Source organism: Bradyrhizobium algeriense (genome assembly GCF_036924595.1).
Taxonomy (GTDB): Bacteria; Pseudomonadota; Alphaproteobacteria; order Rhizobiales; family Xanthobacteraceae; genus Bradyrhizobium; species Bradyrhizobium algeriense.
In genome coordinates, this window is sequence record NZ_JAZHRV010000001.1 from 931,035 (window position 1) to 956,613 (window position 25,579).

Sequence of the window (25,579 nt, forward strand, 5' to 3'; positions counted from 1 at the left end):
GCCTCTATTGCGTCGCGCATCGCCATCGCCGTTGCTTTTCGCGATTTCCGCACCCTTTCATGCTGCACCATTGCCGACGCCGGCCCTTGCTGGTGTCGAGGTAGTAGACGTCGCAGTCTGAGGCTCCGCATTTGCGAATTCTTTTGCGCGGCTCGTCAACGAGCAGACGCTCGATCGCGAGCGCACAGCATGCAAGGGAGTTTCAGGCGCCAGCGCAGGAGACCAGCGGCGGTTGGCCAAGCCGGGAGAGGGCAATGCGACCAGCGTCCGAGCCGCGTGTGCCGCCCGGATCGCAGCAGATAGTGCGTCGAGATCGGGTTGCCGCGCTGGCCGTTCCGAATTTGCGACATGCCCGCCGGGACGGTATGGAAAGGCATGCACGCGATCCTGAAATATCCGCGCACCCGCCACCTGGCCGGGTCGGCGCTGCAGAAGGGCGATGAGGACGACCGTCTGTCGATGGCGTCGCTGAAGGGTCGCGATCTGTTGTTCGTCTGGGAGGAGAAGGCCGACGGCGCCAATGCCGGGCTGTCGTTCGCCCCCGCCGAGGGCGACATGGTACTGCAATCGCGCGGTCACTCGCTGAACGGCGGCAGCCGCGAGCGGCAGTTCGATATGTACAAGGCCTGGGCCCAGACCTTCGAGAGCGATTTTCGCGACGCGCTCGGCAAGCGCTACGTCCTATATGGGGAATGGATGGCCGCCAAGCACAGCGCGGCGTACGACAACCTGCCGCATTTGCTGCTCACATACGATTTGTACGATCGCGAACGGAATGTCTTCCTCTCGACGAAGGCCCGCGCGAGCGTGCTCGACGGCTTGCCGATCGTTCCGGTCCACGTCGTTCACGAAGGCTGGGTGGCGGACCGTGACGTGCCGAAGCTGGTCCGCAATTCGGTCTACAAGACGCCAAATTGGCGCGAATCGTTGAAGACGGCGGCCACCGCGGCCGGCGTCGATCCCGCCCGGGCCCTTGCCGAGACCGACGACACCGACCTGTCCGAAGGCGTCTATCTGAAAGTGGAGAACGAGCGAGGCGAAACCCTGGAACGCGGAAAATTCGTTCGGGCGGCCTTCGTCCAGCACATTCTCGACAGCGGCTCGCACTGGGCCTCGCGACCGATCATCGAGAACCGTCTGGCCCCCGGCGTCGATCTGTTTGCACACCCCGGCGCGATCGCAAAGGCTGCGCCATGAGCATCGACTGGAAGACCTTCGGAATAGACGGCGCCGTCGAGTGGCGCGCGATCGAGGCGGAATTTCCGTACGCCAGCGACATGGCCGCGTGCATCCAGGACAAGATTTACCACGCCGAAGGGGACGTTCTGACCCACACCCGCCTGGTGATGGACAGTTTGCTCGCCGACCCCGAATTCCAGGTGCTGCCGCCGGACCGGCGCAACGTCATGGCCCTGGCGGTGCTGTGGCACGACGTATCGAAGCCAGAAACCCGCACGGAAGTCTTCGACGAGGAACTCGGGCGCCTACGGGTGTCGCATCCACATCACGCCTCCAAGGGCGCCTACCGCGCCTGGCGAGACCTGTGGCGCGCTGGCGTCCCGGTTCACGCCCGGTTCGATGTGTTCGCGCACGTGCTCGGCCATCAGCAGATCTTTCGCGTCCTCAAAACCGACGGTGATCACCGGCCCGCGCTGGCTCGACTGTCGACCCTCAGCTCTCTCTACGAACTGACGATGCTGGCGAAGGCTGACAACAGGGGGCGTATCTGCGCCGATCCTTTGACGGCAGAGGACGAGATGGATCTGGTGCGTTTGGCGGCGGCTGAATGCGAATGCCTGGACGGGCCGTGGCCGTTCGCCTCGAGCCAGGCGCGCCTGCGTTTCGCCCGCGGCGTGGCCGACAGCCTGTTCTTTGAGCCTCGGCCGCCGAAGGGCTCCCGTGTGATCGTGCTGTCTGGACTGCCGGGATCCGGCAAGGATACCTACGTCCGCAGCGTCCTGAAGGATTACGGCCATGTCTCGTTCGATGTGACGCGGGAGGCAATGGACGTCGCCCCGACCGACAACCAGGGGCGCGTCGCCCAGGCCACAGTGGAGGCCTGCCGTGTTCACTTCCGCGCCAAGGCGCCCTTCGTTTTTAACGCCACCAACCTGACGAGGCTTCAGCGGTCCAAAATTACGAAGCTCGCGATAGCTTACGACGCCCACGTCACGGTCCACGCGTTCGACGTGCCCGAGGCAAGGATCCGCAAACAGAACCGGGAGCGTGAGGCGTCCGTTCCGGAAAAGGTGCTGGATTCGATGATCGAGAAATGGGAACCACCAACACTGCTCGAGGCCCATGACGTGGTCTGGATCGGGTCCGATTTCCGCCCGGTGCCAAAGCCCGAGATGGTCGCTCCCGAGGCTGCCCCCGACCTCCTGAAAGGGCCTGCCGGAGATAAGCGAGAGAAAGAAGGCTCGTGCCCGCGCTAGCAAATTCTGGGGAGTGGCCTGCGGCAATGGACTGGATCGCGATATCAGGCACTTCCGTCGGTGTTTACGTCCCGAGCGGATGTCCCGCTGCCACGTCGCGGGAGCTGACCACGCCGGCCAATTTGTAGCCGTTCTGCGCCGACTCACCGGTTTCGAGCTGCTTTCGGCTCCGTTTCCACCGCTCCCGTCTTGCTTTCGTTTTTGTTTGTGATTAACTCCCATCCGAAAGTGAAATCGCCGAAGTGAAGAGGCGATCGCCGGGGAAGCGTTTCGGTGGATAGGGTATTCGACCTCGCCATTATCGGAGGCGGCATCAATGGCTGCGGCATCGCGCGCGATGCGGCGGGCCGGGGCAATTCCGTTTTCCTTTGTGAAATGAATGACTTGGCGAGCGGGACGTCGTCCTGGTCGACCAAGCTGGTGCATGGCGGGCTGCGTTATCTCGAATATTATGAGTTCCGGCTGGTCCGAGAGGCGCTGATCGAGCGCGAGATCCTCTGGCAGATTGCGCCCCACATTATCCGTCCGCTGCGTTTCGTTTTGCCGCACCACTCCGGCTTGCGCCCAGCCTGGCTGCTCAGGCTGGGGCTGTTTCTGTACGACCATATCGGCGGCCGACATCTGCTGCCGCCGACGCGCTCGGTCGATCTCGTCCATGACGAGGTGGGCAAGCCTCTGATTGCCAACCGCTACACTAGGGGCTTTGAATATTCCGATTGCTTTGTCGATGACGCGCGCCTCGTCGTGCTGACCGCGCGCGACGCCGCCGATCGCGGCGCCGAAATCCATACCCGCTCGCGCGCGGTCGAGATCAGGCAGGTCGACGGCATCTGGCAGGTCACCGTCGAGAATACGACCAGTGGAGAGCGCACGACCATCCAGGCGCGCGCGCTGGTCAACGCCGGAGGGCCGTGGGTCGAACAGGTGCTGTCCGCGGGCTCCGGCGTCAATGCGCGCGCAAAAGTGCGGCTGGTGCAGGGCTCGCACATCGTGGTGCGCAAGCTCTATGAGCATGACCGCGCCTACATGTTCCAGAACGCCGACGGCCGCATCATCTTCGTCATTCCCTATCAGGACGACTTTACGCTGATCGGCACCACCGATCGCGATTACGACGGCGATCCGGCCAAGGTGAAGGCCTCACCTGAGGAGATTCAATACCTCTGCGCGTCGGCCAGTGAGTACCTGAAAAAGCCGGTGCTGCCTGCGGACGTGGTCTGGACTTATTCCGGCGTCCGTCCGCTGTATGATGACGGCGCCAGCGAAGCGAAAGCTGCGACGCGCGACTACGTGTTCGAACTCGATACGCCCGGCGGTGCGCCGCTGCTGTCAATCTATGGCGGCAAGATCACGACCTATCGGCGCCTGGCGGAAGAAGCGCTGGAGCGGCTCGCGCCCTATTTGCGTAGCGCCAAAGCGAAAGAAGGCTGGACCGGCAAGTCGCCGCTGCCCGGCGGCGACATGGATGTTTCGGCGGTCGCCGCGCTGACGGCGGAACTGACGCGGAAATATCCGTTCCTTAGCCATGCGCATGCCAACCGGCTCGCGCATGCCTATGGCACGCGTGCGACAAAATTGCTCGGCAGCGCGAAATCTTTTGCCGACCTCGGCCAGTCGTTCGGCGCTACCCTGACGGAAAGCGAAGTCAGGTATCTGATGTCGAACGAATGGGCCTGCACCGCCGATGACGTGGTATGGCGAAGGTCCAAGCTCGGGCTGCGGCTGTCGCCGGATGAAATTGCCGCGCTCGATGAGTGGATTAAAGCCCATCGCGCCCCCGGCGAACGTCCCTTGCGTGAAGCGGGAGGGCGGACATGAGCGTCACGCTCGAACATGTCACGCGAACCGTCGACGGCATGGCGACCATTCGCGATGTCTCGCTGACGCTTGAGCGTGGTACGCTGAGCGTGCTGCTCGGACCGACGCTGTCAGGCAAGACCTCGATCATGCGGCTGCTTGCCGGCCTCGATCGGCCGACGACCGGCCGCGTGCTTGTCGAGGGCAAGGATGTCACCGGGTTCGACGTGCGGCAGCGCTCGGTCGCGATGGTCTATCAGCAGTTCATCAATTATCCCTCGCTGACGGTCTACGAGAACATTGCCTCGCCCCTGCGGGTGCAGGGCAGGCCGCGCGAGGAGATCGACCGGCGCGTCCAGGAAGCCGCAAAGTTGCTGCGGCTCGAGCCCTATCTGAGGCGCACGCCGCTGCAGCTTTCCGGCGGCCAGCAGCAGCGCACCGCGATCGCGCGTGCACTGGTCAAGGGCGCCGATCTGGTTCTGCTGGACGAGCCGCTCGCCAACCTCGATTACAAACTGCGCGAGGAGCTGCGCACCGAACTGCCGCGCATCTTCGAGGCGTCGGGCGCGATCTTCGTCTATGCGACGACCGAGCCCTCGGAAGCGCTTCTGCTTGGCGGCAACACCGTCTGCATGTGGGAAGGCAAGGTTCTGCAGGCCGGCGACACCTCAAAAGTCTATCGCCAGCCCGATACGCTGCGGGTCGCGCAGGTGTTCTCCGATCCGCCGCTCAACATTGTCGGTATCGAGAAGAAGAGCGGTTCAGTGCAATATGCCGGCGGCAGCCAGGCGCCGGCCACCGGCCTCTATGCGTCGCTCGCCGACGGCCCCTATCGCGTCGGTTTCCGCGCCCATCAGCTCGAAGTGGCGAATGGTGTCGCCGGCCGCCACGCGTTTCACGCCACCGTCACCGTGACCGAGATCACCGGTTCTGAAAGTTTTGTGCATCTCAACCGCGGTGCCTCCAACTGGGTAGCAGTGCTGCCGGGCGTGCATGAATACGAGCCCGGCCATTTGCTCGATGCCGTGCTTGATCCCGACAATGTTTTCGTGTTCGACGCCGCCGACCGTCTGGTCGCCGCGCCGGAAATAGCGTTTTCAAGCGAAGTGCGTAGCGGTTCGCGTGAAGAAAACGCGTCAAAAAATAAAAGCAATTGAGGGAGATGCGACATGGCACGCATTGACCTCGTCGATCTCGCGCATTCCTACGGCGGCAATGGCGCTGCCCTCGAATCGTTTGCGCTGAAGCCGGTGACCATGACCTGGCGGCAGGGCGGCGCCTACGCGCTGCTCGGCCCGTCGGGCTGCGGCAAGACCACGCTGCTCAACCTGATTTCCGGAATCGTCACGCCCTCGCGCGGCAAAATCCTGTTCGACGGCGCTGATATCACACCGTTGTCAACCCAGAAGCGCAACATCGCGCAGGTGTTCCAGTTTCCGGTGATCTACGACACCATGACGGTCGGGCAGAATCTCGCATTCCCGCTGCAGAACCGCGGCGTGCCGAAGGCCGAGGTCGAGGCGCGGGTGAGGAAGATCGCCGATCTGCTCGACCTCACGTTCTATCTCGACCGCAAGGCGACGCGCCTGACCGCGGACGCCAAGCAGAAGATTTCGCTCGGCCGCGGCCTGGTCCGTTCCGACGTCGCGGCTGTTCTATTCGACGAGCCGCTGACGGTGATCGATCCCGAACTGAAATGGCAGTTGCGCTCGAAACTGAAGGCGCTGCACCGCGAACTCGATCTCACGATGATCTACGTCACCCATGACCAGACCGAGGCGCTGACTTTTGCCGACACCGTCGTCGTCATGCACGACGGCCGCGTGGTGCAGAGCGGCACGCCGGCAGAACTGTTCGATAAGCCGGCCCATACCTTCGTCGGCTATTTCATCGGCTCGCCCGGCATGAACATCGTGCCGGCCCTCGTGAGCGGGCATGAGGCGCGCATCGATGGCCATGTCATCGGCCTGCACCGCAATTACGGCGTACTGCCGGCGGGTGCGAAGATCGAGATCGGCGTGCGGCCGGAATTCGTCAATATCGCCGCTCCCGCATCGGGCCTGCTGTTGACCAATATCGAGCGCATCGATGACCTCGGCAGGGCGCGTTTTGCCCGCGTGCGGATCGGCGATGCCAAATTCGCCGCGCGCGTGCCGCCGGGATTCTCGGTGTCCGACAACTCGGTCGGGCTCGTGTTCGATCCCGCTCATGTTCACGTCTATGCCGACAGCCGTCTGGTCGAGGGGGTTGCCTGATGGACAAGACCATCAACCAGAAAGCCTGGTTCCTGGTGCTGCCGGTATTCCTGGTGGTCGCGTTCTCCGCGGTCTTGCCGCTGATGACGGTCGTGAACTATTCGATGCAGGACACGTTCGGCAACAACCAGTTCTTCTGGAACGGCGTCGGCTGGTTCAAGGAGCTGCTCGATCCCTCGACCGATCTCGGCGGGCGCTTCCTGGCCTCGCTCGGCCGCAACCTGCTGTTCTCGGCCATCATTCTTGCAATCGAGGTGCCGCTCGGGATCGTGGTAGCGCTGTCGATGCCGCGCCAGGGCTGGACCGTCGCCGTATGCCTCGTGATCCTGGCGCTGCCGCTGCTGATTCCGTGGAACGTGGTCGGGACGATCTGGCAGATTTTCGGCCGGCCCGATATCGGCCTGCTCGGCTATACGCTCAACAGCCTCGGCATCGACTATAATTACGTCTCCAACGAGTTCGATGCCTGGGCCACCGTCATCGTGATGGACGTGTGGCACTGGACCAGCCTCGTGGCGCTGTTGTGCTACGCCGGGCTGAAGTCGATCCCCGATGCCTATTACCAGGCGGCGCAGATCGACGGCGCCTCGCGCTGGGCGGTCTTCAAGGCGATACAACTGCCGAAGATGAACCGCGTGCTCTTGATCGCCGTGCTGCTGCGGTTCATGGACAGCTTCATGATCTACACCGAGCCGTTCGTGGTGACCGGTGGCGGACCGGGCAACTCGACCACCTTCGTCTCGATCGAGCTGGTGAAGATCGCGCTCGGGCAGTTCGACCTCGGCAAGGCTGCGGCACTTTCGCTGGTCTACAATCTGATCATCCTGATCGTGTGCTGGATCTTCTACACCGTGATGACCAACGCCGGGACTGAGCGCCCCGCCAAGAAGGAGGGCGCGTGATGCATTCGATTCCCGGCCGGCGCCTCATCATCTCGCTGTTCCTGATCTTCCTGCTGTTGCCGATCTACTGGCTCGTCAACATGAGCTTCAAGACCAATACCGAGATCGTCACTACCATGACGCTGTGGCCGCACCAGCCTACGCTGGAGAACTACAAGCGCATCTTCACCGACGAGAGCTGGTATTCCGGCTACATCAACTCGCTGACCTATGTGCTGATCAACACCGTGATATCGATCGCGGTAGCGTTGCCGGCGGCCTACGGCTTCTCGCGCTACCGCTTCCTCGGCGACAAGCATCTGTTCTTCTGGCTGCTGTCGAACCGGATGGCGCCGGCCGCGGTGTTCGCGCTGCCGTTCTTCAATCTCTATTCGGCGATCAACCTGTTCGATACGCCATGGGCGGTCGCGCTCGCGCATTGCATCTTCAATGTGCCGCTGGCGGTCTGGATTCTCGAAGGCTTCGTCTCGGGCGTGCCGCGCGAGATCGACGAGACCGCGTTCCTCGACGGCTATTCGTTCCCACGCTTTTTCGTCAAGATCCTGGTGCCCCTGATCGCGAGCGGCATCGGTGTCGCCGCGTTCTTCTGCTTCATGTTCTCCTGGGTCGAACTGCTGCTGGCGCGCACGTTGACCTCGGTGAACGCCAAGCCGATCTCGGCGATCATGACCCGCACGGTCTCGGCCGCCGGCATGGATTGGGGCCTGCTGGCGGCCGCCGGCGTGCTCACGATCATCCCCGGCGCCCTGGTGATCTGGTTCGTCCGCAACTACATCGCGCGCGGTTTCGCGCTGGGACGGGTGTAGCCATGGAACACATCGCATGGATGGCCTGGACGCTGCCGACCGCGATCTTCTTCGTGATGCTGGCGCTGACGCTCGGTGTCATGACGTGGCTTGCGGTCGCCTATCCCGAAGCCGAACGCGTCGGCGTGCTGCGCATTCCGACCACGCGCGGCGACCGCCTGTTCATTTCGCTGGTACTCGCCGCCGTCATCCATCTGCTGTGGATCGCCTTTGTCGGCATCGATCCGCTTCTGACGCTTCCGATCGGAGAGGGTGTTGAAATATCGAGCCTGTGGCTCGCAACCGTGATTTCGCTCGTCTCGGCCGTTGCGATTTTTCGCATCGTCTGAACAGCGGAAAAAGACAGATCCGGGATCAACCCGGGCCTGAGTTTGTGTTTGTCGCTGCAACCGGAGGATCCAACATGCGACGCTTGAGAGGAAGAAACGGTCCGTTGACCAAGGAGAGCTTTCTGACGATGACCAGCGCGGCTGCGCTGATCGCGGCTTCCGTCACCATCGCCGCACCCGCTCGTGCGGACGACGCCGTCAATCAAAGGTGGATCGACAGCGAATTCCAGCCCTCGACGCTGTCGAAGGCCGACCAGTTGAAGGAGCTGCAGTGGTTCGAAAAGGCCGCCGCACCCTTCAAGGGCATGGAAATCAACGTCGTCTCGGAAACGATCACGACGCATGAATACGAATCGCGGACGCTGGCGAAGGCCTTCACCGAGATTACCGGCATCAAGGTCAAGCACGACCTGATCCAGGAAGGCGACGTGGTCGAAAAGCTGCAGACCCAGATGCAGTCCGGCAAGAACGTCTATGACGGCTGGATCAACGATAGCGACCTGATCGGAACGCACTTCCGCTACGGCCAGACCGTGATCCTGTCGGATTACATGACCGGCGAAGGCAAGGACGTCACCAACCCGCAGCTCGACGTCAACGACTTCATCGGAAAATCCTTCACCACTGGCCCGGACGGCAAGCTCTATCAGCTTCCCGACCAGCAGTTCGCGAACCTCTATTGGTTCCGCTACGACTGGTTCTCCAATCCGGACTACAAGGCCAAGTTCAAGGCCAAGTACGGTTACGAGCTCGGCGTTCCCGTGAACTGGTCGGCCTATGAAGACATCGCCGAGTTCTTCACCAACGACATCAAGGAGATCAACGGCGTCAAGGTCTATGGCCACATGGACTACGGCAAGAAGGATCCCTCGCTCGGCTGGCGTTTCACCGACGCCTGGCTGTCGATGGCCGGCAACGGCGACAAGGGCATCCCGAACGGCAAGCCGGTCGACGAATGGGGCATCCGCATGGAAGGCTGCCGTCCCGTCGGTTCGTCCGTCGAGCGCGGCGGCGACACCAACGGCCCGGCGGCGGTCTATTCGATCGTCAAATATCTCGACTGGATGAAGAAGTATGCCCCGCCGCAGGCGCTGGGCATGACCTTCTCCGAGTCGGGACCGGTGCCGGCACAAGGTGCGATCGCGCAGCAGATCTTCTGGTACACCGCCTTCACCGCCGACATGGTGAAGCCCGGTATCCCGGTCGTGAATGCGGACGGCACGCCGAAGTGGCGCATGGCGCCGTCGCCGCACGGCTCGTACTGGAAAGAGGGCATGAAGCTCGGCTACCAGGACGCCGGCTCCTCGACGCTCCTGAAGTCGACCCCGCCCGATCGCCGCAAGGCGGCCTGGCTCTATCTGCAGTTCATCAACTCCAAGACTGTCAGCTTGAAGAAGAGCCATGTCGGTCTCACCTTTGTTCGTGAATCCGACATCTGGGATAAGTCGTTCACCGAGCGTGCGCCCAAGCTCGGCGGCCTGATCGAGTTCTACCGCTCGCCCGCGCGCGTGCAGTGGACCCCGACCGGCAACAACGTGCCTGACTATCCGAAGCTCGCGCAATTGTGGTGGCAGAACATCGGCGATGCGTCGTCCGGTGCGAAGACCCCGCAGGCGGCGATGGATGCGCTGGCCGCAGCCCAGGACTCGGTGCTCGAGCGTCTTGAGAAGTCCGGCGTGCAGAAGGAGTGCGGGCCGAAGCTGAACAAGAAGGAGACGGCCGAGTTCTGGTTCGCCAAGTCCGAAAAGGACGGCAACATCGCTCCCCAGCGCAAGTTGGCGAACGAAAAGCCGAAGGGCGAAACCGTCGACTACGACACGCTGGTGAAGTCGTGGCCGGCAACGCCTCCGAAGCGGGCCGAGGCGAAGTAAGCTTCGCACGTTACGAGTGATGCAAACAGGCGAAGGGCCGGGAGCGATCCCGGCCTTTTTTCTTTCTTACCTCGCCCCGCCTGCGGGGAGAGGGAGGAGATCACTCCGCCGCCTGCGCAGCCCCGAGCGTCGGGTAGTCCGTATACCCCTTGGCGCCGCCGCCGTAGAACGTCGCCTTGTCGAACGGGTTCAGCGGGGCGCCCTTCTTCAGGCGCTCGACCAGATCGGGGTTCGAGATGAACGGCTTGCCGAATGCGATCAGGTCGGCCGCGTCGGCCTCAAGCACCTTGGTCGCGAGATCGAAATCATAGCCGTTGTTGGCGATATAGGCGCCGCCAAAGCGCTTGCGCAAGCTTGCATAGTCGAACGGCGCGATATCGCGCGGGCCGCCGGTGGCGCCTTCGATGACGTGGATATAGGTCAGCTTCAGGGCGTTGAGGCCGTCCACGATATAATCGAACAGCGGCTGCGGATTGCTATCGGAGACGTCGTTGGAGGGCGTCACCGGCGAGATGCGGATGCCGGTGCGCTCGGGGCCGGCGACGGCCGCCACCACCTTGGAAACTTCCAGCATCAGCTTCGCACGGTTCTCGATCGATCCGCCATAGGCATCGGTGCGCTTGTTGGTGCCGTCTTTCGCGAACTGATCCAGCAGATAGCCGTTGGCCCCATGAATTTCGACGCCGTCGAAACCGGCCGCCAGCGCATTCTCGGTGCCGCGCTTGAAATCCTCGATGATCCCTGGAATCTCCGACAGCTCCAGCGCGCGCGGCTCGGAGATATCGGTGAAGGTGCCGTTCACAAACGTCTTGCCCTTGGCGCGGATCGCCGACGGCGCCACCGGCTTGCCGCCGCCGGGCTGCAGCGTCGTGTGCGAGATGCGGCCGACATGCCAGACTTGGATGAAGATGCGCCCGCCCTTTTCGTGCACGCGGTCGGTGACCTTGCGCCAACCTGCGACCTGCTCCTTCGAGTAGATACCGGGCGTATCCTGATAGCCCTGGCCCTGCTGCGAAACCTGGCTGGCTTCGGTGATCAGGAGGCCTGCGGAGGCGCGCTGCCCGTAATAGTCGATCGCCAGCGGGCTCGGCACCATGCCGGGCGGCACCGCGCGGTTGCGGGTCAGCGGCGCCATTGCGAGGCGGTTCGGCAGCGTGATCGGGCCAAGCTTGAAGGGCTCGAACAGTCTGGTCTGGCTCATGTCTGATATGTCCGGGTGGATGATGATAGGGAACAGTTGGGCATTGCGGGCAATTCTCACAATCCCGGAAGCCATTCGGCTTGCGCAGACGAGCTGCGCCCGATCCTAGCCGTGCGGCCAGCGCCGGGAAACGGCGTATGCGCATAGCGTAGCAGGATTCACTCGAAACCACGAACCGCACAGCGCGGGCTGCCTCCATGCCCGCGCCCTGGTGGTCGAACGGCGCTGTCGGCGCATGATCGAGCCGCCGGGCCGGCACCACGGTCGATCGGGGAATCGATGAGGCGGGGCGCGATCACATTGCCGCGAATTTTTTTCACCGCCACGCCTGCCGGCGCGCCACAAGCTATTCCGCTGCAAATCCCATTCGCCTGTGGTCCAATTCCGCGATGGGGCCTGCGGAATCGACCTGCAGCAGTTCGAATGTCAGGCATTCACAGCCGATGGCGCGGAGCACCTGGCTGGCGGCCTTCTGCGCGCTGTTGCTGAAGCTCTGGTGGTCCAATTGAATTTCGAGGCGGGGTTTTCGGCTGCACACCGCCTTCACCACCGATTGTAGCCGGATCGATACCTCGTCCCGGTAGTTTTGCGTGCTTTCGAAAGCTGCCCTGGGATCGACGATTTGCGCCCGGACGACATAGACGAGGTTGATCGCAATCCGGTCCGCGGAAACGGCGCCTTGCGCAAATCGAAACACCTCGGGGCGTCGGTCAATCCGCGCCAGTTGGCGGCTGCCGGCGCGGATCCGGTGCCGGCCGGGCGGCAGCGCCTTTTCAAAACGGCCGTTCCGGTAGAGCAGGACGGTTTCAAACTGTTGCACACAGACCCGGTCGAAGCCGAGCAGCGCCATGGCCCCCTTCCTGAACAGCGTCGAAATCCAGGCCCACGCGCCGGCGATCACGGCGATGACGATCAAGGAGAATGCTATTGACCCCAGAAGTTCACCCACGTTCCCCTGCCATGTTTTTTATCTCGTCGGCAACACCGCGATATTAGTCATTGTCTTGGCTTTTCGTACGTCGAAATTAAGTCATCCGCATTTCAACCAGAACGGGTAAAAAAATCGGCGCCATCAGGCCGTTTGCATTTTTAATAGAGTCATTGTGACGCCCGATTGTTCTCCTTTGCCCAAGGCTTTTGCAGGGCGGGCGGTCTCCGGCCGAGGTGTTCATTGGCATCCCCGCCATGGCAGTCCGGGCTACAAACTTTCTCCCCGTTATTGCGGGCGGCGCGACTTGTCCCTCCGAAGCGTTGGCGAAGGTGGAAGCAATCCATAGCCCGTAGGATGGGTGGAGCGAAGCGATACCCATCAACGTCGGTGCGCGTGATGATGGGTTTCGCTACGCTCTACCCATCCTGTACCCTTTTGAGCGTTCGGCACTAGTCTGGAGATGTAGACTGGTCGCACGGGCCGATCCGCCGGGAGCCGCCTGACCCATCTGTGCCATGAGCACCTGCGTAGGACCCGCGCCCCGGTGGAGCGGCTGCGATCGAGATCCACTAGGAGGTTTGCGCCAAGAGCGCCAGTACAGGGATCGATCGGGATCGCAGTGGCCCGCTTCGCAAGCGAGGAGGTCGAGCAATGGTCGAGGATGTGCATTGGTTTGTCGGGATCGACTGGGCAACGCAGAACCATCGCGTTTGCCTGTTGGATGCCGAAGGAAGACGCGTGGGCGAGCGGGAGTTCGTCCATGGCGGAGCCGGCTTGACGGAGCTGCGAGACTGGCTGCTTGAGAAGACCAAGGCCGCGCCGGGGCGGATCGCCGTCGCGATCGAGATGCCGCACGGTCCCGTGGTGGAGATGCTGCTCGAGCACGGGTTTACGGTCTTTGCCATCAATCCCAAGCAACTCGATCGCTTCCGTGATCGCTTCACGGTCGCAGGCGCCAAGGATGACAGCCGTGACGCTCTTGTCCTCGGCGACTCGTTGCGCACCGATCGGAAAGCCTTCCGGCAGCTTGCCACCGACGATCCGACGGTGATCGAACTGCGCGAGTGGTCGCGCCTTATGGATGAACTGCTGCAGGAACGGACGCGTCTGGCCAATCGCCTGCGCCAGCAGCTATGGCGTTATTATCCGCAAGCGGCCGAACTGACCGACGATGTCGCAGATGATTGGTTCCTGGCGCTGTGGCAGAAGGTGCCGACCCCCGCTGCGGCCGCCAAGGTATCGGAGAAGGCGATTGCGCGCATCCTCAAGGAGCATCGCATCCGCCGTCTCGACGCCACCACCGTGCTGCAGACCTTGCGCAAGGCGGCCTTGTTCGTCGCACCAGGTACCAGGGAGGCCGCGTGCGTCCATATCCGCAGTCTTGTGGCGCGCATGCACCTGATCAATCAGCAGATCAAGGAAGCCGGCGCCGCCCTGGACGGCCTTTGCGACAGCCTCGCAGCACAGGATGAGGAGAACTCGTCGGGGCAGAGCCATGAGCAGTGTGACGTGGCAATCCTGCGCTCCTGGCCGGGAATCGGCAGGATTGTTCTCGCCACACTGCTCACCGAAGCAGCGCAACCGCTGCAGGCACGAGATTATCACGCCTTGCGTGCTCTGGCAGGGGTTGCTCCGGTAACACGGCAAAGCGGCAAGCAACGCTTCGTGATCCGGCGCCTCGCCTGCAACAAGCGGCTGCAGACTGCGGTCCATCACTGGTCACGCGTCGCCATCCAGCGCGACGCAGCCGCTCGGCGACGCTACGACGCCTTGCGGCAGCGCGGCCATGGCCATGCGCGTGCTTTGCGTGGTGTGGCTGATCGCTTGCTTTCCGCCCTGTGCGCGACGCTCACCCACCGGACCCTGTATGAGGCAGACCAGAGGAGTGCTCAGACCGTCGCCACGCCGTAAAGCCTCATTCCTTTGTTCGGCCGCTTGCGACCATTCCTTCGTCCCGACCTGCCGAACCCAACAGCGCCGCGCACAGCCGCTGTCCAGGATGCCATCGGCACCGGCGTAGCCGGCGCGAAGCGTCCTGGACGGCGGCGAGCACGGCGCTACGCTTGTCACCCAAAGAACGAAAGCCCCTTGACCAAGCCCTAGGAGGTCCTACGAATAACATACCTTCGCGATCTCGCGGCGCATTGCGCCCGAGGTTTGAATTTCTTTTGCCCCTCCTCGAAATCAGAGGGCGCAGGGAAGACCGGGTGCACGCTGCACCCGCGGTCTCATGTGCAATTGCGCACAAGGAACGCGCACACGAGCATACAGGTACAGGCGGAGCATCCCGGCCTTCCCTGCGCAATGGCTTTACGGCTTACTTCGTGCTCTCCCCGGTGAACGGCTTTCTTGCCACCGTCGCCCCCAAGAAGCTTGTTTCTCGAGAACTTAACGCCAGCACCGCGGCGTCCGGACCACACGACTTCGCCGTACGCGTCGGGCGCCTACGTCTTGCGCGCCTCTCGCGTCCATCGCATCTCACTGCACGTTCGTGACGATCGCGAAGCGCCCCTCATCTGCCGTGAGACGGGCGGAGTTATGCGGTTGATTTGGCCTGCGTGTTAAGCGCAATATTTTTGCGCGAGGGGCTGGACAGGTTTTAGGTGATTTGCCCGTCGTGTTGCTTTGTCGCAGGCACTTGAGCGAGATTGCCCTTGCGCGAGAGGCAAATCAGTCCGCAGAGCGCAGGGTGGGCAAAGGCGCGTTAGCGCCGTGCCCACCGACTCACGCTGTGCTCGTGATGGTGGGCACGCTTCCGCCTTCGCTCTTCGAGCGACGGCGAGACAAGTCCGCTTTGCCCAGCCTACGCTCTGCCCGACCTAGCTGTGCGCGGGAATGTCGACGCCGTCAGTCGCATACTGCCGGATCTTGTTCCGCATCGTGCGCACCGAAAGTCCGAGCACGCGGGCTGCGTGGGTGCGATTGCCGTGGCAGCGCGCCAGCGTCTGCAGCACGAGCTCGCGCTCGATCGCCTCGACCGTGGAGCCGATCAGCATCGGCACGATCTGGTGGGGTGAAAGGCCTTGAGAATCCGACAGCGGAATCTCGGGCACGAGAACACAGTCCGCGCCAAGGTACAGGTCGCCAAGGTAGTCCCGGGGCATCAACACCTCCCGATCAACGCTAGCTCCGAAACGCGGAGCTGAAGCATCAGGAATCAACGGCCCCCAAGCCGTAGACAGAGGGTGGGCGCGTTTGGTTAACGAAAGGTTAATCAGCACGTAAAGATTTTGACGGCGCGTTGTCACACCCGGAGGTATATGCTCAACAGCAGGCAGATGGACGTATCAGCGCGACGCAGACTGTAGGGTAGGCAAAGGCGCGAAGCGCCGTGCCCACCAACTCACGTCGCGCTCATGATGGTGGGCACGCTGTCGCTTTGCCCACCCTACGCTCGGCGCTCTCAGGCATAGGCCTCCGCGATCGCGGCAGTGTCGGTGTATTCCCGAAACCTGACGATCCGGCCGTCCCGCACCTCGTGAACCTGCACCCAGTCAACCGCCCATTCCTTGCCGTTGCACTTCACCAGGAAGCGCTCGCTGCCGAATACGGCGACCGTATCGCCATCGGCGATCATGCACGCCACCTTGAATTCCTTCACCTCGACTGTTGAGCTTATCCGCTCGAAGAACTCCCGGGCGCCGCCGCGGCCAATCCATCGTCCCGCGAACGGGATTTCTGGCGGGCCGGTGAATTCCCAAATCGCGTCATCGCCGATGACGTCAAGCGCAGCATTCAGATCGCGCCGAGCCAGCGCGTCATAATGCGCCTTCACTGCATCGATGGCCGGCATTGTCTTTCCTTGGTCGGAGGAGGTGGGGGAAGCTCAGGGCCGTAGCCTGCATGAGCGTAACGATATGCGGCGGCGACTTGTACCCGGATGTTGCTACGCTCATCCAAGTCACGCTTGCTGTCGCTTTGCTCACCCTAGGGTTCTCAGTGAAAGCAGGAAAGGGCGATGAAAAGTACCCAAAGGGCGGAAAGGGGCTTGACCACTCGGGAAAACCAAAACATCATGAGATCGCTCTTAGGTAGAAATATTGTATTATTTTCCTTCGTCAAACGTGTTCGAGATTTGACGTGAACAGGATCTTTCTCGCTTTTTCATTTCGGCCTGAAAACGATCGACTGGTCAGAGATGTTGACCGAGTCATTCGTAGCCATGGGTTGGTGCCCGTGACGGGCGAGATCCTTGGTGGCCAGGGCTTGTCGCAGGAAGTCCAGGCACGCATTCGACAATGCGATGCCCTTGTCGCGCTCTTCACACGGGAGTTGCAGATTCAAGGGCAGCAGGACACTTGGTTGCCGACGCAGTGGGTGTCTGACGAGTACGCGTCGGCGCGGGCAAGAAATCAACTGGCCATCGCCATTGTTGAGGATGGCGTTCAGACGAATGGCGCGTTTGCGCAGCATGAACGTATCAATCTCAATCGGCCGGCCGCGCCCGAAGCATTTATTCGCCTTTCCGAGACGCTCGGCTATTGGCGAGCAGAAGCCGGGCGCTCCCTTGAGATTCGGCTTCTGCCCCAGGAGGCCGCGACCTTCGCATCCAGCGAAAACGCGCGATGTGAATATAGATTGGTCCCACCTAATGGAGGAGTGCCGAGCGAGTGGACGAAAGCGAGGCCGGCACGCAAGCCTGGCGGCGTTTTTCTGATTGTCCAAGGAGTCAAGACTGACCAATCCATCGAGGTCAAACTCCTGGAAGGGAATAATCCAAAATGGACTTCCCTGGAATCTCCGCAATGGGTTCACGTTGAACTCGCGAGCGTGCAATGACGATACGGATTGTACAGGACGCGAAACAGACGAACCCGACGCATTGGCGTTGGTCCGTCTGGCTCGATGCATCCGCGGAAGAACTCAACGGTGTCGAGGAGGTTGTCTGGAAACTTCATCCCAGCTTCTCGCCGCCTGAGGTGCGCGTGGGCAATCGATCGACCGCCTTCCGCCTGAAGAGCAGCGGATGGGGCGAATTCGAGATTCAGGCAGAAGTTCGCTTGAAGAATGGGGAGAAGGTTACCCTTCGTCACTGGCTTAGCTTCAAGCAGAGGGCGCCGAGAAAGGGCCGATCTTCTGCCGGTGAGGTAGAAGGTGGTTCGTCGGAGGCTGTGGCAATCGGCTCTCGTCAGCCCAAGGTATTCCTGTCCTATACGAGCTCGGATGCCCGACTGGCGGGCGCGTTGGTGGAGGAGCTCAAGCGCGAGCACAATATAGATGTATTTGTTGATGTTGATATCCCAATTGGTCAAAATCTCAGGGACTGGGCCTCAGAAAAAATCAGGCTGAGCGATGCGGCCGTGTTTCTGCTTCCCAAGGAGGAATTTGCCCCGCTGAGTCACAGTTTTACAGGCTACGAACTGGGGCTGGCGCAGCAGACCGGCACGCCGATTATCCCGATCTTGCGATCGGAGACCGATGTGCCGGACCAGTTTAGGGAAACCAAGGCGATCCGGATATCTGGCAGCCAGCCTTCCGAACTGGAAGCACAAAGTATTGCGCGCTCCATCACCGATATTGTTCGCTGACTTCTCCGGACCACGCTTGCTGCACCGACCCGCAAACGAGATCGCCAGCGGGTCGGAAATTCCAGATCGCCGCATCGGCGATAACATTGAGCGCAGCGCTGAGGCCACGTCGCACCAGCGCGTCGTAGTGCGCCTTCACTGTGTCTATTGGCCGGCATTGTCCTTCCTTGATCGGAGGAGGGGGGAAGCTCACGGCCGTAGCCCGCATGAACGTAGTGATACGCGGGGGTGATTTGAACTCGGATATCGCTTCCGCCTACGCTCCTTAGAGCTACGGCGGACAAGTCGCTCATCCGTCCTACACTAAGGTGCCTTCGTGTAGTTCAGTCTGTCGAATTCCGACGGCGGCGCAGCGCTCGCGGCGGCGGCCTGAACGGAGAAGGTGCTGTGCCCAACGGCAGTTTTCTGCGGTACGACGACGGAGCCCACCATCGTATACGAGTAACCGGCGTCTTCGGCCCAGCCCTTCGGCAGCAGATAGTAAACCTTGCCGGCCTCGACCGCGAACTTCGCGGGATGAGGTACCCCCGATATCGCCCGGGTCCATGCCTCATTGGGCGAGCCGACGCTGTGCGGACCGGGCGCCAGCTCGACAGCCGTATACTGCCCGGGCGGGAGCGACATCAGCGGCTTGTCGTCGACTTGAATGGGAAGCGCGAATACGCTCGTGTGGAAGGTGTACGGGCGCCCAATATACACCGTTGCGTAGCCGGCCTTGGGCGGGACCGGGACAAAAAGTCCGCCTGCCGCAACTGTTTGATTGTGAATTGACGAACAGGCGGTGAGGAAATGGAGCGCCAGGCCGACAGCAAGCAAACGCGCGGATAAAGCCGACGCAACATTGAGAAATTTCACAAACGCCCCTCGTCCCCGAGAAACCGCACGGGGAGTGCGGCTCTACGGCCGGTATTTGCGCGAGCGGTGCCTGCAAGTCAAGGTAATCGGTGAGCGGACTTACACGCCTTGCAGTTGTTTGAAGGAAAGAGCGGCTAATCCAGATTAGCGACGTGCCCGCTGTCCTGCGGCTTTCAGCGCCGTGACACGCTCGATCTCGATCAGCATCATCGGATTGGGCAGACTTGAACGCCGGATGTCGCTGCGCTTACCCGGGCGACGCTTGCTTACACGCACGGATGCTATCAATTCGCCAATTCAAGACTAGCTTGATGGATCAGTCTTGGATTCCTTGCCTCCCGAAACACGGACCGCCCTGGCCATTTCTTTCTCATAAATCCCGTCAGTGCAGTGTCCTGTCAAAAGGTCGAGTCTGAACGGCGCCCAGGCGTCGCTGACCGGCGTGTACGCTTCACCAAAAAGCTCCGTGTGGCGCACGTCGATATTGCGAAAACCGTCCCATGAAATTCGCGGGCTGCGCCATCCGGAATTGTCTGCTCTGACAGCCGTGAAGTCGGTGAATCCGCGAAATATGACGGACCCAAGCGAGGGAAGGGAAATAACCTCCTCGATGTCCCCACCCAAACTGTCGCGAACAGAGCGATTCTCCAGGTCGACAACGCTGGCCTCGCCTCCCGCGACGACGATGACGTCAGTTCCGTTCGGGTGATCCAAGACCGCATTGCAAGCTATGCTGTCCCCAAAGAAGTTGCCTACCCACGACTCCGATACTTTCGGGTAGAAGCGGACAACCAACCCTTCACGATGCTCGCGATCGCCATGGATACTGAAGGATATGGCTACCGGACCATACGGCGGTAGGCCGGGGAGGATTTCAAACCGCATAAGTCGTCGCTCGCGTTGAGCCGAGGGCAGGGACCATTTTGTGTGAGAAGGCAAGAGCCCGCAGCTTTTAGTTGCTCAATGATTAGTTTTTACCCAGTTGCGTTGCAACAGCTAGAACGACGGCGTTCACGGACGCGAGGGCTTAAGGCAGCGGAAAGCCGGGCCTTCGCCCGGCCTTCACTATCGGATGGATGCCCGAGTCAAGCCCGAGCATGACGAGGAGGGAGCGGTGCCTCACAACACCCGATTACTCTCCTTCACCTTCTCCGCATCCAGGTACACCTGCCCACCCATCTCCTTGAACTTCTGGCTCATCTTGGCCATGCCATCCTCGATGGTCCCGCTCACCGACATCCCCACACTCGCCGGATCGTTCAGCGTCGCCGCATAGTCCCGCACGTCCTGGGTGATCTTCATCGAACAGAACTTCGGCCCGCACATCGAGCAGAAGTGGGCGACCTTGTGGGCTTCCTTCGGTAGCGTCTCGTCGTGGAAGCTCTTTGCGGTGTCCGGGTCGAGGCCGAGGTTGAACTGGTCGGTCCATCGGAAGTCGAACCTCGCACGTGAGAGCGCGTCGTCGCGCAGTTGCGCAGCGGGGTGGCCCTTGGCGAGATCTGAGGCGTGGGCGGCGATCTTGTAGGTGATGACGCCGACCTTGACGTCGTTGCGGTCGGGGAGGCCGAGATGCTCCTTCGGCGTGACGTAGCAGAGCATGGCGCAGCCGAACCAGCCGATCATGGCGGCACCGATGCCTGAGGTGATGTGGTCGTAACCCGGCGCGATGTCCGTCGTCAGCGGTCCAAGCGTGTAGAACGGGGCTTCGCCGCACTCCTTGAGCTGCTTGTCCATGTTGATCTTGATCTTGTGCATCGGCACATGGCCGGGGCCTTCGATCATCACTTGGCAGCCTTTTTCCCACGCGATCTTCGTCAACTCGCCGAGCGTCTCCAGTTCGGCGAACTGCGCGCGGTCGTTGGCGTCGGCGATCGAGCCGGGACGCAGGCCGTCGCCGAGCGAGAACGAGACGTCATACTTGCGCATGAGGTCGCAGATCTCGTCGAAATGCGTGTAGAGGAAGCTCTCCTTGTGATGCGCCAGGCACCACTTCGCCATGATCGAGCCGCCGCGCGAGACGATGCCGGTGACCCGGTTGGCGGTGAGGTGGATGTAGGGCAGGCGCACGCCCGCGTGGATGGTAAAGTAGTCGACGCCCTGTTCGCACTGCTCGATCAGCGTGTCCTTGTAGAGCTCCCAGGTCAGTTTTACCGGATCGCCTTCGCACTTCTCCAGCGCCTGGTAGATCGGCACGGTGCCGATCGGGATCGGCGCGTTGCGCAGAATCCATTCGCGCGTGGTGTGGATGTTGCGGCCGGTGGAGAGGTCCATCACGGTGTCGGCGCCCCAGCGGATCGCCCACACCATCTTGTCGACTTCCTCTTCCACCGACGAGGTGACGGCGGAGTTGCCGATATTGGCGTTGATCTTGGTCAGGAAATTGCGGCCGATGATCATCGGCTCGAGTTCGGCGTGGTTGATGTTGCAGGGGATGATGGCGCGGCCGCGCGCGATCTCGCTGCGGACGAACTCCGGCGTGATGAAGGCGGGGACTTCGGCGCCAAAGCTTTCGCCGTCGGCCAACGCTGCCTCGGCGCGTTCGAGCTGTTGCTTGCGGCCAAGGTTTTCGCGCTCGGCGACGTAGATCATCTCTTTCGTGATGATGCCGGCGCGGGCGAATTCGAGCTGGGTGATCTTGTGGCCGTCGAGGCCGCGCAGCGGCTTGTGGTGCGCGGTGAAGGCCTTTGCGGCGTGCGATGCGCCGACATTGCCGTTATCCTCCGGCTTGATCTCGCGGCCCTGATATTCCTCGACGCCGCCGCGCTCCTTGACCCAGGCGAGGCGATTGCGCGACAGGCCGGCGTTGACGTCGATGGTCACAGTCGGGTCGGTGTAGGGGCCGGAGGTGTCGTACACGGGAAGGTTCGGCTCGCCGGCGCCTTCGCTCAAAATGATCTCACGCAGAGGCACGCGCAGGTCGGGCGCGGCGTCCGGGGTGGCGAAGATTTTGCGGGACGAGGGAAGGGGCCCGGTGGTGACGGCGGGTAGGGTGGTGTCGGGATTGGAGCGGATGTTCATACTGTATCCTCCTTTATCTTGTTGTCATTCCGGACGGTCCGAAGGACCGATCCGGAATCTCGACGTTGTGGCGCGAGATTCCGGGTTCGCGCTGCGCGCGCCCCGGAATGACGCTGGTGGTGGTTTCGTAATCTTTCACGCGGCCTCCGCGCTCTGGCCGAGCCATTGCCGCACCCTTGCATCGGGGTCGGCGTGCTGGGTGACATCGCTGACGACGGCGATCGAGTCGGCGCCGGCCGCAAAAATTTCGGCTGATTGCTCGAACTTGATGCCGCCGATCGCGACCAGCGGGATGTCGCCGATGCGCTTCTTCCACTCGGTGATCTTTGGAATGCCTTGCGGCGCGAAGCGCATGGATTTCAGCGTGGTCGGGAAAATCGGGCCGAGCGCGATATAGTCCGGCTTCGCTGCCAGCGCGATCGCCAGCTCTTCGTCGTCATGGGTGGAGATGCCGAGCGTCAGTCCGGCTTTGCGGATTTCGCTGAGGTCGGCGTCCGCGAGATCTTCCTGGCCGAGATGCAGATGCTTTGCGCCGGCGACGATCGCCGCGCGCCAGTAGTCGTTGACCACGAGCTTGGCCTCGGTGCCCTTGATGGCGTCGAGCGCGTCGGTCACGATCTGCAGCGCCTGGGATTCATTGAGGTCCTTGGCGCGCAACTGAATGGTGCCGGCGCCGAGCAGCGCCAGCCGCGTCACCCAGGCGACGTTGTGAACCACGGGATAGAATTTATCAGGATACGGCATGCCAGAACGGTGTCCCGATCACAGGGGTTGAGGGCGAGGCGAAGTCGCGGGCTTCCATCAGGCCGGCTTCGTAGGCGGTGCGGCCGGCTTCCACGCCGAGGCGGAAGGCGGTGGCCATCGCAACGGGATCGGCGGCTTTTGCGATCGCGGTATTGAGCAGCACGGCGTCGTAGCCGAGTTCGAGGGCGTGAGCCGCATGCGACGGTGCGCCGAGGCCGGCGTCGACCACCAGCGTGATGTCGGGCAGGCGCTCGCGCATCAGTTTCAACGCGTCGCGGTTGGTGACGCCTTTTGCACTTCCTATTGGCGCGGCCCAGGGCATCACGACCTTGCACCCCGCATCGACCAACCGCATCGCGACCGAAAGGTCTTCGGTGCAGTAGGGGAATACTTCAAAACCGTCCTTGATCAGGATGGCGGCGGCTTCGACCAGGCCAACCACGTCGGGCTGCAGCGTGTCGTTGTCGGCAATCACCTCCAGCTTGATCCAGGGCGTGGAGAACAATTCACGCGCCAGTTTTGCCGTGGTCACCGCCTCGCGCACGCTGCGGCAGCCGGCGGTGTTCGGCAGGACCGTGACATCAAGCTCGCGGATCAGCGACCAGAACGCGTCGCCCGTCTTGCCGCCAGCGGCCTCGCGCCGCAGCGACACGGTGACGATGTTGGCCCCCGACGCGCGGATCGCGTCCTGCATGATCGCCGGCGAGGGGTAGAGCGCGCTGCCGATCAGGAGGCGGGAGGAGAAGGTTTTGCCGTAGAAGTTCAGCATTGCGCGTCTCCGCGATTCCGGTTTGCTCCCTCGCCCCGCGCTTGCGGGGAGAGGGTTGGGGTGAGGGGCTCTCTCCGCGATTGTGATCTATTGATGGACCTGTACCCCCTCACCCGGATCGTAAACGCGATCCGACCTCTCGCCGCAAGCGGGGCGAGGTTAAGAAGGAGGGAGCGCGCGCCCATCCTCACCCTCCCTGCCGAGGCGTGATGATCTCGATCTCGTCACCGCTCTTGAGCGTCGTCTCGGCCCAGCGGCTTTTCGGCAGCACGTCGTAATTCAGCGCGATCGCGAAATGCGTGCCCTCATATTCGAGCTCGTTAAGCAGGGCGTCGACGCGGGAAGAAGCGATCTCCCTTTCTTCGCCGTTGACGGTCACACGCATCGCATCACCTCATTGTCGATCGCGCCGCGCTGGACATAGCCGAGCGTCAGCTCGGCGAGCGCAGGGGCCAGCAGGAAGCCGTGGCGATAGAGCCCGTTCACCGCGATCTTCTTGTCGACCGTGATGCGCGGCAGATTATCCGGGTAGGCCGGACGAAGGCCCGAGCCGAACTCGACGATGCGCGCTTCGGCGAAGGCCGGATGCACCGCATAGGCGGCGCCTAGCAGCTCCAGCGCCGAGCGCACGCTGACGCCGGTGTCCTCGGCCTCGATCGAGGTCGCGCCCAGCATGAACTTGTTGTCGCCCCGCGGGATCACGTAGAGCGGCCAGCGCGGATGGATCAGCCGCACAGGGCGCGACAGTTCGACCTCGCTTGTCTCAATGATGATCATCTCGCCCTTGACGCCGCGCAGCTCGGGCTGCTCGTCGCGCGCCGACAGCCCGCGGCAGTCGATCACGATGCCGTCGAGGTCGTCGGCATCGGCATCGCAGTCGAACTTGATGATGCCGCCGGCGGCTTCGATGCGGGCATGCAGTTCGGGCAGCACGCGGCGCGGCTCGACATGGCCCTCGCCGGCATAGAACAGGCCGTCGCGGAAACGGCCGTCCAGCGACGGTTCGAGGTCGCGTAAACCGCCCGCGTCGAGCCTGACATGGCCGGTGGTCAGCTTCGCAAACCGTTCGAAATCGGCGCGGTCGCGCGCATGCGCCACGACCAGCGAACCGTTGAAGGGGGTATTGGGAAAATGCTCGCGCCACAGATCGAGCGAGCGGATGCCGAGCCGGCCGATCACGGGCTCGGAGGTCTCGGCCTCGCACCAGGGGGCCAGCATGCCGCCGGCCCAGTGGCTGGTGGAAAGCGTCATATCGGCGTCACTGCGCTCATACAAGGTGACGGCATGGCCGGCTTGGGCGAACAGCAGCGCCTGCCATGCGCCAGCAATGCCCGCGCCGATGATGGAAACGGGAGAATCCCCCCGCGGATCTGACTTCTGGTACATCCCTGTCCCTTCGCCGGCATGACCCGGATCAGGTTCAAAGGGTCACCGCGGTCCTGGGCGCCTCAGTAGAGCTGCCCAAGCTTGCGGTATCTCAGCTCCTCATCGGAGCACCCCTCGGAACAGGGCTAATGTAGGCAGTTGGGCGGAGGTGTCAACGCGGCTTTGCGGGAACTGCACCGCTGCCGTGCCCCGGACGCGGCGCAGCCGGGCCCAAAACCGCGCTACTGGGAGGTCTGCATTGCGTTCGCCTCAGCGGGCGTTTTCGCCGTTTCGACGGGCTTGGCGACGATTTTCGGCGGCGCACCACTCGCGAGCACCGGCGCGGTGAGCTTCGGCTGCTCGAGCCGCTGGCGCTTTGCAGCGTAGTAATAGCCGCCCGCATAATAACGCACGGCTCGGCTGTGATCGCCGTTGGCGGCGCGGTAGGCGCCGGCCAGATATTTGATGCCCCAGGCGAGATTGGTGTCGGGATCGCGCAGGCCCGCGGCGTCGCCGGTGTAGCCGAGGCCGCGCGCGGTCGGCAGCTTGATCTGCATCAGCCCGATGGTGCCGCCGCGCCCGACGAGGCTTGGATGATACTTGCTCTCGCGCACGATCACCCGGTGCACCAGCGCTTCCGGCACGTTGTTTGCTCGCGCATGGCTTGCGACCATGCTCTCATACTGCGCGCGGCTCTGCGCCATCGCATCAGGTGACATCAGCAGCGCCGCCATGCTGGCGAGCGCAAATTTCGGCAAACTTTTCATGAAAAC

Annotated in this window: 26 protein-coding genes and 1 riboswitch; of the genes, 13 read left to right on the forward strand and 13 right to left on the reverse strand. The window is 62.4% G+C overall.

Features of this window, described 5'->3' with window-relative positions:
- Positions 1-4: 4 nt before the first annotated feature.
- Positions 5-175, reverse strand: a complete 171-nt coding sequence (locus V1286_RS38810) for a CGNR zinc finger domain-containing protein (protein ID WP_417021238.1) — start codon at positions 173-175, stop codon at positions 5-7.
- Positions 176-348: 173 nt separating this feature from the next.
- On the opposite strand from V1286_RS38810, the gene V1286_RS04525 reads away from it, so the two are divergent.
- From V1286_RS04525 to V1286_RS04565, 9 genes are all read left to right on the forward strand, one after another.
- A complete protein-coding gene (locus tag V1286_RS04525) occupies positions 349-1,197 on the forward strand; it encodes an RNA ligase family protein (RefSeq protein ID WP_334477853.1) in 849 nt (282 codons plus the stop codon).
- Positions 1,194-2,435 carry an AAA family ATPase gene (locus V1286_RS04530; RefSeq protein WP_334477854.1) on the forward strand — a complete coding sequence of 414 codons (1,242 nt, stop codon included), beginning with the start codon at positions 1,194-1,196 and terminating at the stop codon, positions 2,433-2,435. The genes V1286_RS04525 and V1286_RS04530 overlap by 4 nt, the downstream gene beginning before the upstream one ends.
- Before the next feature lie 273 nt (positions 2,436-2,708).
- Positions 2,709-4,253 (forward strand): glycerol-3-phosphate dehydrogenase, encoded by a 1,545-nt coding sequence (gene glpD, locus V1286_RS04535; RefSeq protein WP_334477855.1) that lies wholly within the window; start codon positions 2,709-2,711, stop codon positions 4,251-4,253.
- Positions 4,250-5,389, forward strand: coding sequence for an ABC transporter ATP-binding protein (locus tag V1286_RS04540; RefSeq protein WP_334477856.1), 1,140 nt, complete (start codon positions 4,250-4,252; stop codon positions 5,387-5,389). The genes glpD and V1286_RS04540 overlap by 4 nt, the downstream gene beginning before the upstream one ends.
- A gap of 12 nt (positions 5,390-5,401) precedes the next feature.
- The gene (locus V1286_RS04545; protein WP_334477857.1) at positions 5,402-6,487 is read left to right on the forward strand and encodes an ABC transporter ATP-binding protein; all 1,086 of its coding nucleotides are present in this window, start codon (positions 5,402-5,404) and stop codon (positions 6,485-6,487) included.
- Positions 6,487-7,389, forward strand: coding sequence for a carbohydrate ABC transporter permease (locus V1286_RS04550; protein WP_334477858.1), 903 nt, complete (start codon positions 6,487-6,489; stop codon positions 7,387-7,389). The genes V1286_RS04545 and V1286_RS04550 overlap by 1 nt, the downstream gene beginning before the upstream one ends.
- Entirely contained in the window at positions 7,389-8,195 is an 807-nt protein-coding gene (locus tag V1286_RS04555) for a carbohydrate ABC transporter permease (protein WP_334477859.1), read from the forward strand. The genes V1286_RS04550 and V1286_RS04555 overlap by 1 nt, the downstream gene beginning before the upstream one ends.
- 2 nt (positions 8,196-8,197) lie before the next feature.
- Positions 8,198-8,524, forward strand: a complete 327-nt coding sequence (locus V1286_RS04560) for a DUF2160 domain-containing protein (RefSeq protein ID WP_334477860.1) — start codon at positions 8,198-8,200, stop codon at positions 8,522-8,524.
- Positions 8,525-8,598: 74 nt separating this feature from the next.
- A complete protein-coding gene (locus V1286_RS04565) occupies positions 8,599-10,395 on the forward strand; it encodes an ABC transporter substrate-binding protein (protein WP_108515638.1) in 1,797 nt (598 codons plus the stop codon).
- A gap of 100 nt (positions 10,396-10,495) precedes the next feature.
- On the opposite strand, the gene V1286_RS04570 is transcribed toward V1286_RS04565, so the two are convergent.
- On the reverse strand, positions 10,496-11,596 hold the full coding sequence (locus V1286_RS04570) for an alkene reductase (protein WP_334477863.1): 1,101 nt from the start codon (positions 11,594-11,596) through the stop codon (positions 10,496-10,498).
- A 346-nt stretch (positions 11,597-11,942) separates the two neighbouring features.
- Entirely contained in the window at positions 11,943-12,446 is a 504-nt protein-coding gene (locus V1286_RS04575) for an SPFH domain-containing protein (RefSeq protein WP_334477864.1), read from the reverse strand.
- On the opposite strand from V1286_RS04575, the gene V1286_RS04580 reads away from it, so the two are divergent.
- Positions 12,445-12,654, forward strand: a complete 210-nt coding sequence (locus tag V1286_RS04580; protein ID WP_334477865.1) for a hypothetical protein — start codon at positions 12,445-12,447, stop codon at positions 12,652-12,654. The genes V1286_RS04575 and V1286_RS04580 overlap by 2 nt on opposite strands.
- Before the next feature lie 524 nt (positions 12,655-13,178).
- Entirely contained in the window at positions 13,179-14,438 is a 1,260-nt protein-coding gene (locus V1286_RS04585; RefSeq protein WP_334477866.1) for an IS110 family RNA-guided transposase, read from the forward strand.
- A gap of 908 nt (positions 14,439-15,346) precedes the next feature.
- Here V1286_RS04585 and V1286_RS04590 read toward each other — a convergent pair.
- Together V1286_RS04590 and V1286_RS04595 are read right to left on the reverse strand one after the other, a co-directional pair.
- Positions 15,347-15,631: a helix-turn-helix domain-containing protein gene (locus V1286_RS04590; RefSeq protein WP_108515631.1), complete on the reverse strand. Its 285-nt coding sequence runs from the start codon at positions 15,629-15,631 to the stop codon at positions 15,347-15,349.
- Positions 15,632-15,930: 299 nt separating this feature from the next.
- Complete coding sequence (locus V1286_RS04595) at positions 15,931-16,320, reverse strand: nuclear transport factor 2 family protein (RefSeq protein ID WP_334477869.1); 390 nt, start codon at positions 16,318-16,320, stop codon at positions 15,931-15,933.
- 287 nt (positions 16,321-16,607) lie between these two features.
- Between V1286_RS04595 and V1286_RS04600 the strand changes: the two genes are divergently transcribed.
- Together V1286_RS04600 and V1286_RS04605 are read left to right on the forward strand one after the other, a co-directional pair.
- The gene (locus V1286_RS04600) at positions 16,608-17,306 is read left to right on the forward strand and encodes a hypothetical protein (RefSeq protein ID WP_334477870.1); all 699 of its coding nucleotides are present in this window, start codon (positions 16,608-16,610) and stop codon (positions 17,304-17,306) included.
- Positions 17,303-18,055, forward strand: a complete 753-nt coding sequence (locus tag V1286_RS04605) for a pYEATS domain-containing protein (RefSeq protein WP_334477872.1) — start codon at positions 17,303-17,305, stop codon at positions 18,053-18,055. Before V1286_RS04600 ends, V1286_RS04605 begins: the two co-directional genes overlap by 4 nt.
- Before the next feature lie 303 nt (positions 18,056-18,358).
- Here V1286_RS04605 and V1286_RS04610 read toward each other — a convergent pair whose 3' ends face one another.
- From V1286_RS04610 to V1286_RS04645, 8 genes are all read right to left on the reverse strand, one after another.
- On the reverse strand, positions 18,359-18,910 hold the full coding sequence (locus tag V1286_RS04610) for a DUF2846 domain-containing protein (protein WP_334477874.1): 552 nt from the start codon (positions 18,908-18,910) through the stop codon (positions 18,359-18,361).
- Between the two features lie 303 nt (positions 18,911-19,213).
- Entirely contained in the window at positions 19,214-19,795 is a 582-nt protein-coding gene (locus V1286_RS04615) for a hypothetical protein (RefSeq protein WP_334477876.1), read from the reverse strand.
- Between the two features lie 234 nt (positions 19,796-20,029).
- Complete coding sequence (gene thiC / locus V1286_RS04620) at positions 20,030-21,928, reverse strand: phosphomethylpyrimidine synthase ThiC (RefSeq protein WP_334477878.1); 1,899 nt, start codon at positions 21,926-21,928, stop codon at positions 20,030-20,032.
- Between the two features lie 135 nt (positions 21,929-22,063).
- On the reverse strand, positions 22,064-22,672 hold the full coding sequence (locus tag V1286_RS04625; protein ID WP_334477879.1) for a thiamine phosphate synthase: 609 nt from the start codon (positions 22,670-22,672) through the stop codon (positions 22,064-22,066).
- Positions 22,659-23,441, reverse strand: a complete 783-nt coding sequence (locus V1286_RS04630) for a thiazole synthase (RefSeq protein ID WP_334477880.1) — start codon at positions 23,439-23,441, stop codon at positions 22,659-22,661. Before V1286_RS04630 ends, V1286_RS04625 begins: the two co-directional genes overlap by 14 nt.
- 187 nt (positions 23,442-23,628) lie before the next feature.
- Entirely contained in the window at positions 23,629-23,826 is a 198-nt protein-coding gene (gene thiS / locus V1286_RS04635) for a sulfur carrier protein ThiS (RefSeq protein ID WP_334477882.1), read from the reverse strand.
- Positions 23,817-24,827 carry an FAD-dependent oxidoreductase gene (locus V1286_RS04640; RefSeq protein WP_334477883.1) on the reverse strand — a complete coding sequence of 337 codons (1,011 nt, stop codon included), beginning with the start codon at positions 24,825-24,827 and terminating at the stop codon, positions 23,817-23,819. The genes thiS and V1286_RS04640 overlap by 10 nt, the downstream gene beginning before the upstream one ends.
- A riboswitch (TPP riboswitch) is annotated at positions 24,815-24,952 on the reverse strand. (Overlaps the previous gene by 13 nt.)
- A gap of 96 nt (positions 24,953-25,048) precedes the next feature.
- On the reverse strand, positions 25,049-25,573 hold the full coding sequence (locus V1286_RS04645) for a transglycosylase SLT domain-containing protein (RefSeq protein WP_334477884.1): 525 nt from the start codon (positions 25,571-25,573) through the stop codon (positions 25,049-25,051).
- Between the last annotated feature and the right edge of the window lie 6 nt (positions 25,574-25,579).

What these genes read in the sequence shown, in the direction of transcription:
- V1286_RS04525 (WP_334477853.1), top strand. Translation starts at nt 349, where the DNA reads ATGCCCGCCGGGACGGTATGGAAAGGCATGCACGCGATCCTGAAATAT.
- V1286_RS04530 (WP_334477854.1), top strand. Translation starts at nt 1,194, where the DNA reads ATGAGCATCGACTGGAAGACCTTCGGAATAGACGGCGCCGTCGAGTGG.
- V1286_RS04540 (WP_334477856.1), top strand. Translation starts at nt 4,250, where the DNA reads ATGAGCGTCACGCTCGAACATGTCACGCGAACCGTCGACGGCATGGCG.
- V1286_RS04545 (WP_334477857.1), top strand. Translation starts at nt 5,402, where the DNA reads ATGGCACGCATTGACCTCGTCGATCTCGCGCATTCCTACGGCGGCAAT.
- V1286_RS04550 (WP_334477858.1), top strand. Translation starts at nt 6,487, where the DNA reads ATGGACAAGACCATCAACCAGAAAGCCTGGTTCCTGGTGCTGCCGGTA.
- V1286_RS04555 (WP_334477859.1), top strand. Translation starts at nt 7,389, where the DNA reads ATGCATTCGATTCCCGGCCGGCGCCTCATCATCTCGCTGTTCCTGATC.
- V1286_RS04560 (WP_334477860.1), top strand. Translation starts at nt 8,198, where the DNA reads ATGGAACACATCGCATGGATGGCCTGGACGCTGCCGACCGCGATCTTC.
- V1286_RS04565 (WP_108515638.1), top strand. Translation starts at nt 8,599, where the DNA reads ATGCGACGCTTGAGAGGAAGAAACGGTCCGTTGACCAAGGAGAGCTTT.
- V1286_RS04570 (WP_334477863.1), bottom strand. Translation starts at nt 11,596, where the DNA reads ATGAGCCAGACCAGACTGTTCGAGCCCTTCAAGCTTGGCCCGATCACG.
- V1286_RS04580 (WP_334477865.1), top strand. Translation starts at nt 12,445, where the DNA reads ATGGCCCCCTTCCTGAACAGCGTCGAAATCCAGGCCCACGCGCCGGCG.
- V1286_RS04575 (WP_334477864.1), bottom strand. Translation starts at nt 12,446, where the DNA reads ATGGCGCTGCTCGGCTTCGACCGGGTCTGTGTGCAACAGTTTGAAACC.
- V1286_RS04585 (WP_334477866.1), top strand. Translation starts at nt 13,179, where the DNA reads ATGGTCGAGGATGTGCATTGGTTTGTCGGGATCGACTGGGCAACGCAG.
- V1286_RS04590 (WP_108515631.1), bottom strand. Translation starts at nt 15,631, where the DNA reads ATGCCCCGGGACTACCTTGGCGACCTGTACCTTGGCGCGGACTGTGTT.
- V1286_RS04595 (WP_334477869.1), bottom strand. Translation starts at nt 16,320, where the DNA reads ATGCCGGCCATCGATGCAGTGAAGGCGCATTATGACGCGCTGGCTCGG.
- V1286_RS04605 (WP_334477872.1), top strand. Translation starts at nt 17,303, where the DNA reads ATGACGATACGGATTGTACAGGACGCGAAACAGACGAACCCGACGCAT.
- V1286_RS04615 (WP_334477876.1), bottom strand. Translation starts at nt 19,795, where the DNA reads ATGCGGTTTGAAATCCTCCCCGGCCTACCGCCGTATGGTCCGGTAGCC.
- thiC (WP_334477878.1), bottom strand. Translation starts at nt 21,928, where the DNA reads ATGAACATCCGCTCCAATCCCGACACCACCCTACCCGCCGTCACCACC.
- V1286_RS04625 (WP_334477879.1), bottom strand. Translation starts at nt 22,672, where the DNA reads ATGCCGTATCCTGATAAATTCTATCCCGTGGTTCACAACGTCGCCTGG.
- V1286_RS04630 (WP_334477880.1), bottom strand. Translation starts at nt 23,441, where the DNA reads ATGCTGAACTTCTACGGCAAAACCTTCTCCTCCCGCCTCCTGATCGGC.
- thiS (WP_334477882.1), bottom strand. Translation starts at nt 23,826, where the DNA reads ATGCGTGTGACCGTCAACGGCGAAGAAAGGGAGATCGCTTCTTCCCGC.
- V1286_RS04640 (WP_334477883.1), bottom strand. Translation starts at nt 24,827, where the DNA reads ATGTACCAGAAGTCAGATCCGCGGGGGGATTCTCCCGTTTCCATCATC.
- V1286_RS04645 (WP_334477884.1), bottom strand. Translation starts at nt 25,573, where the DNA reads ATGAAAAGTTTGCCGAAATTTGCGCTCGCCAGCATGGCGGCGCTGCTG.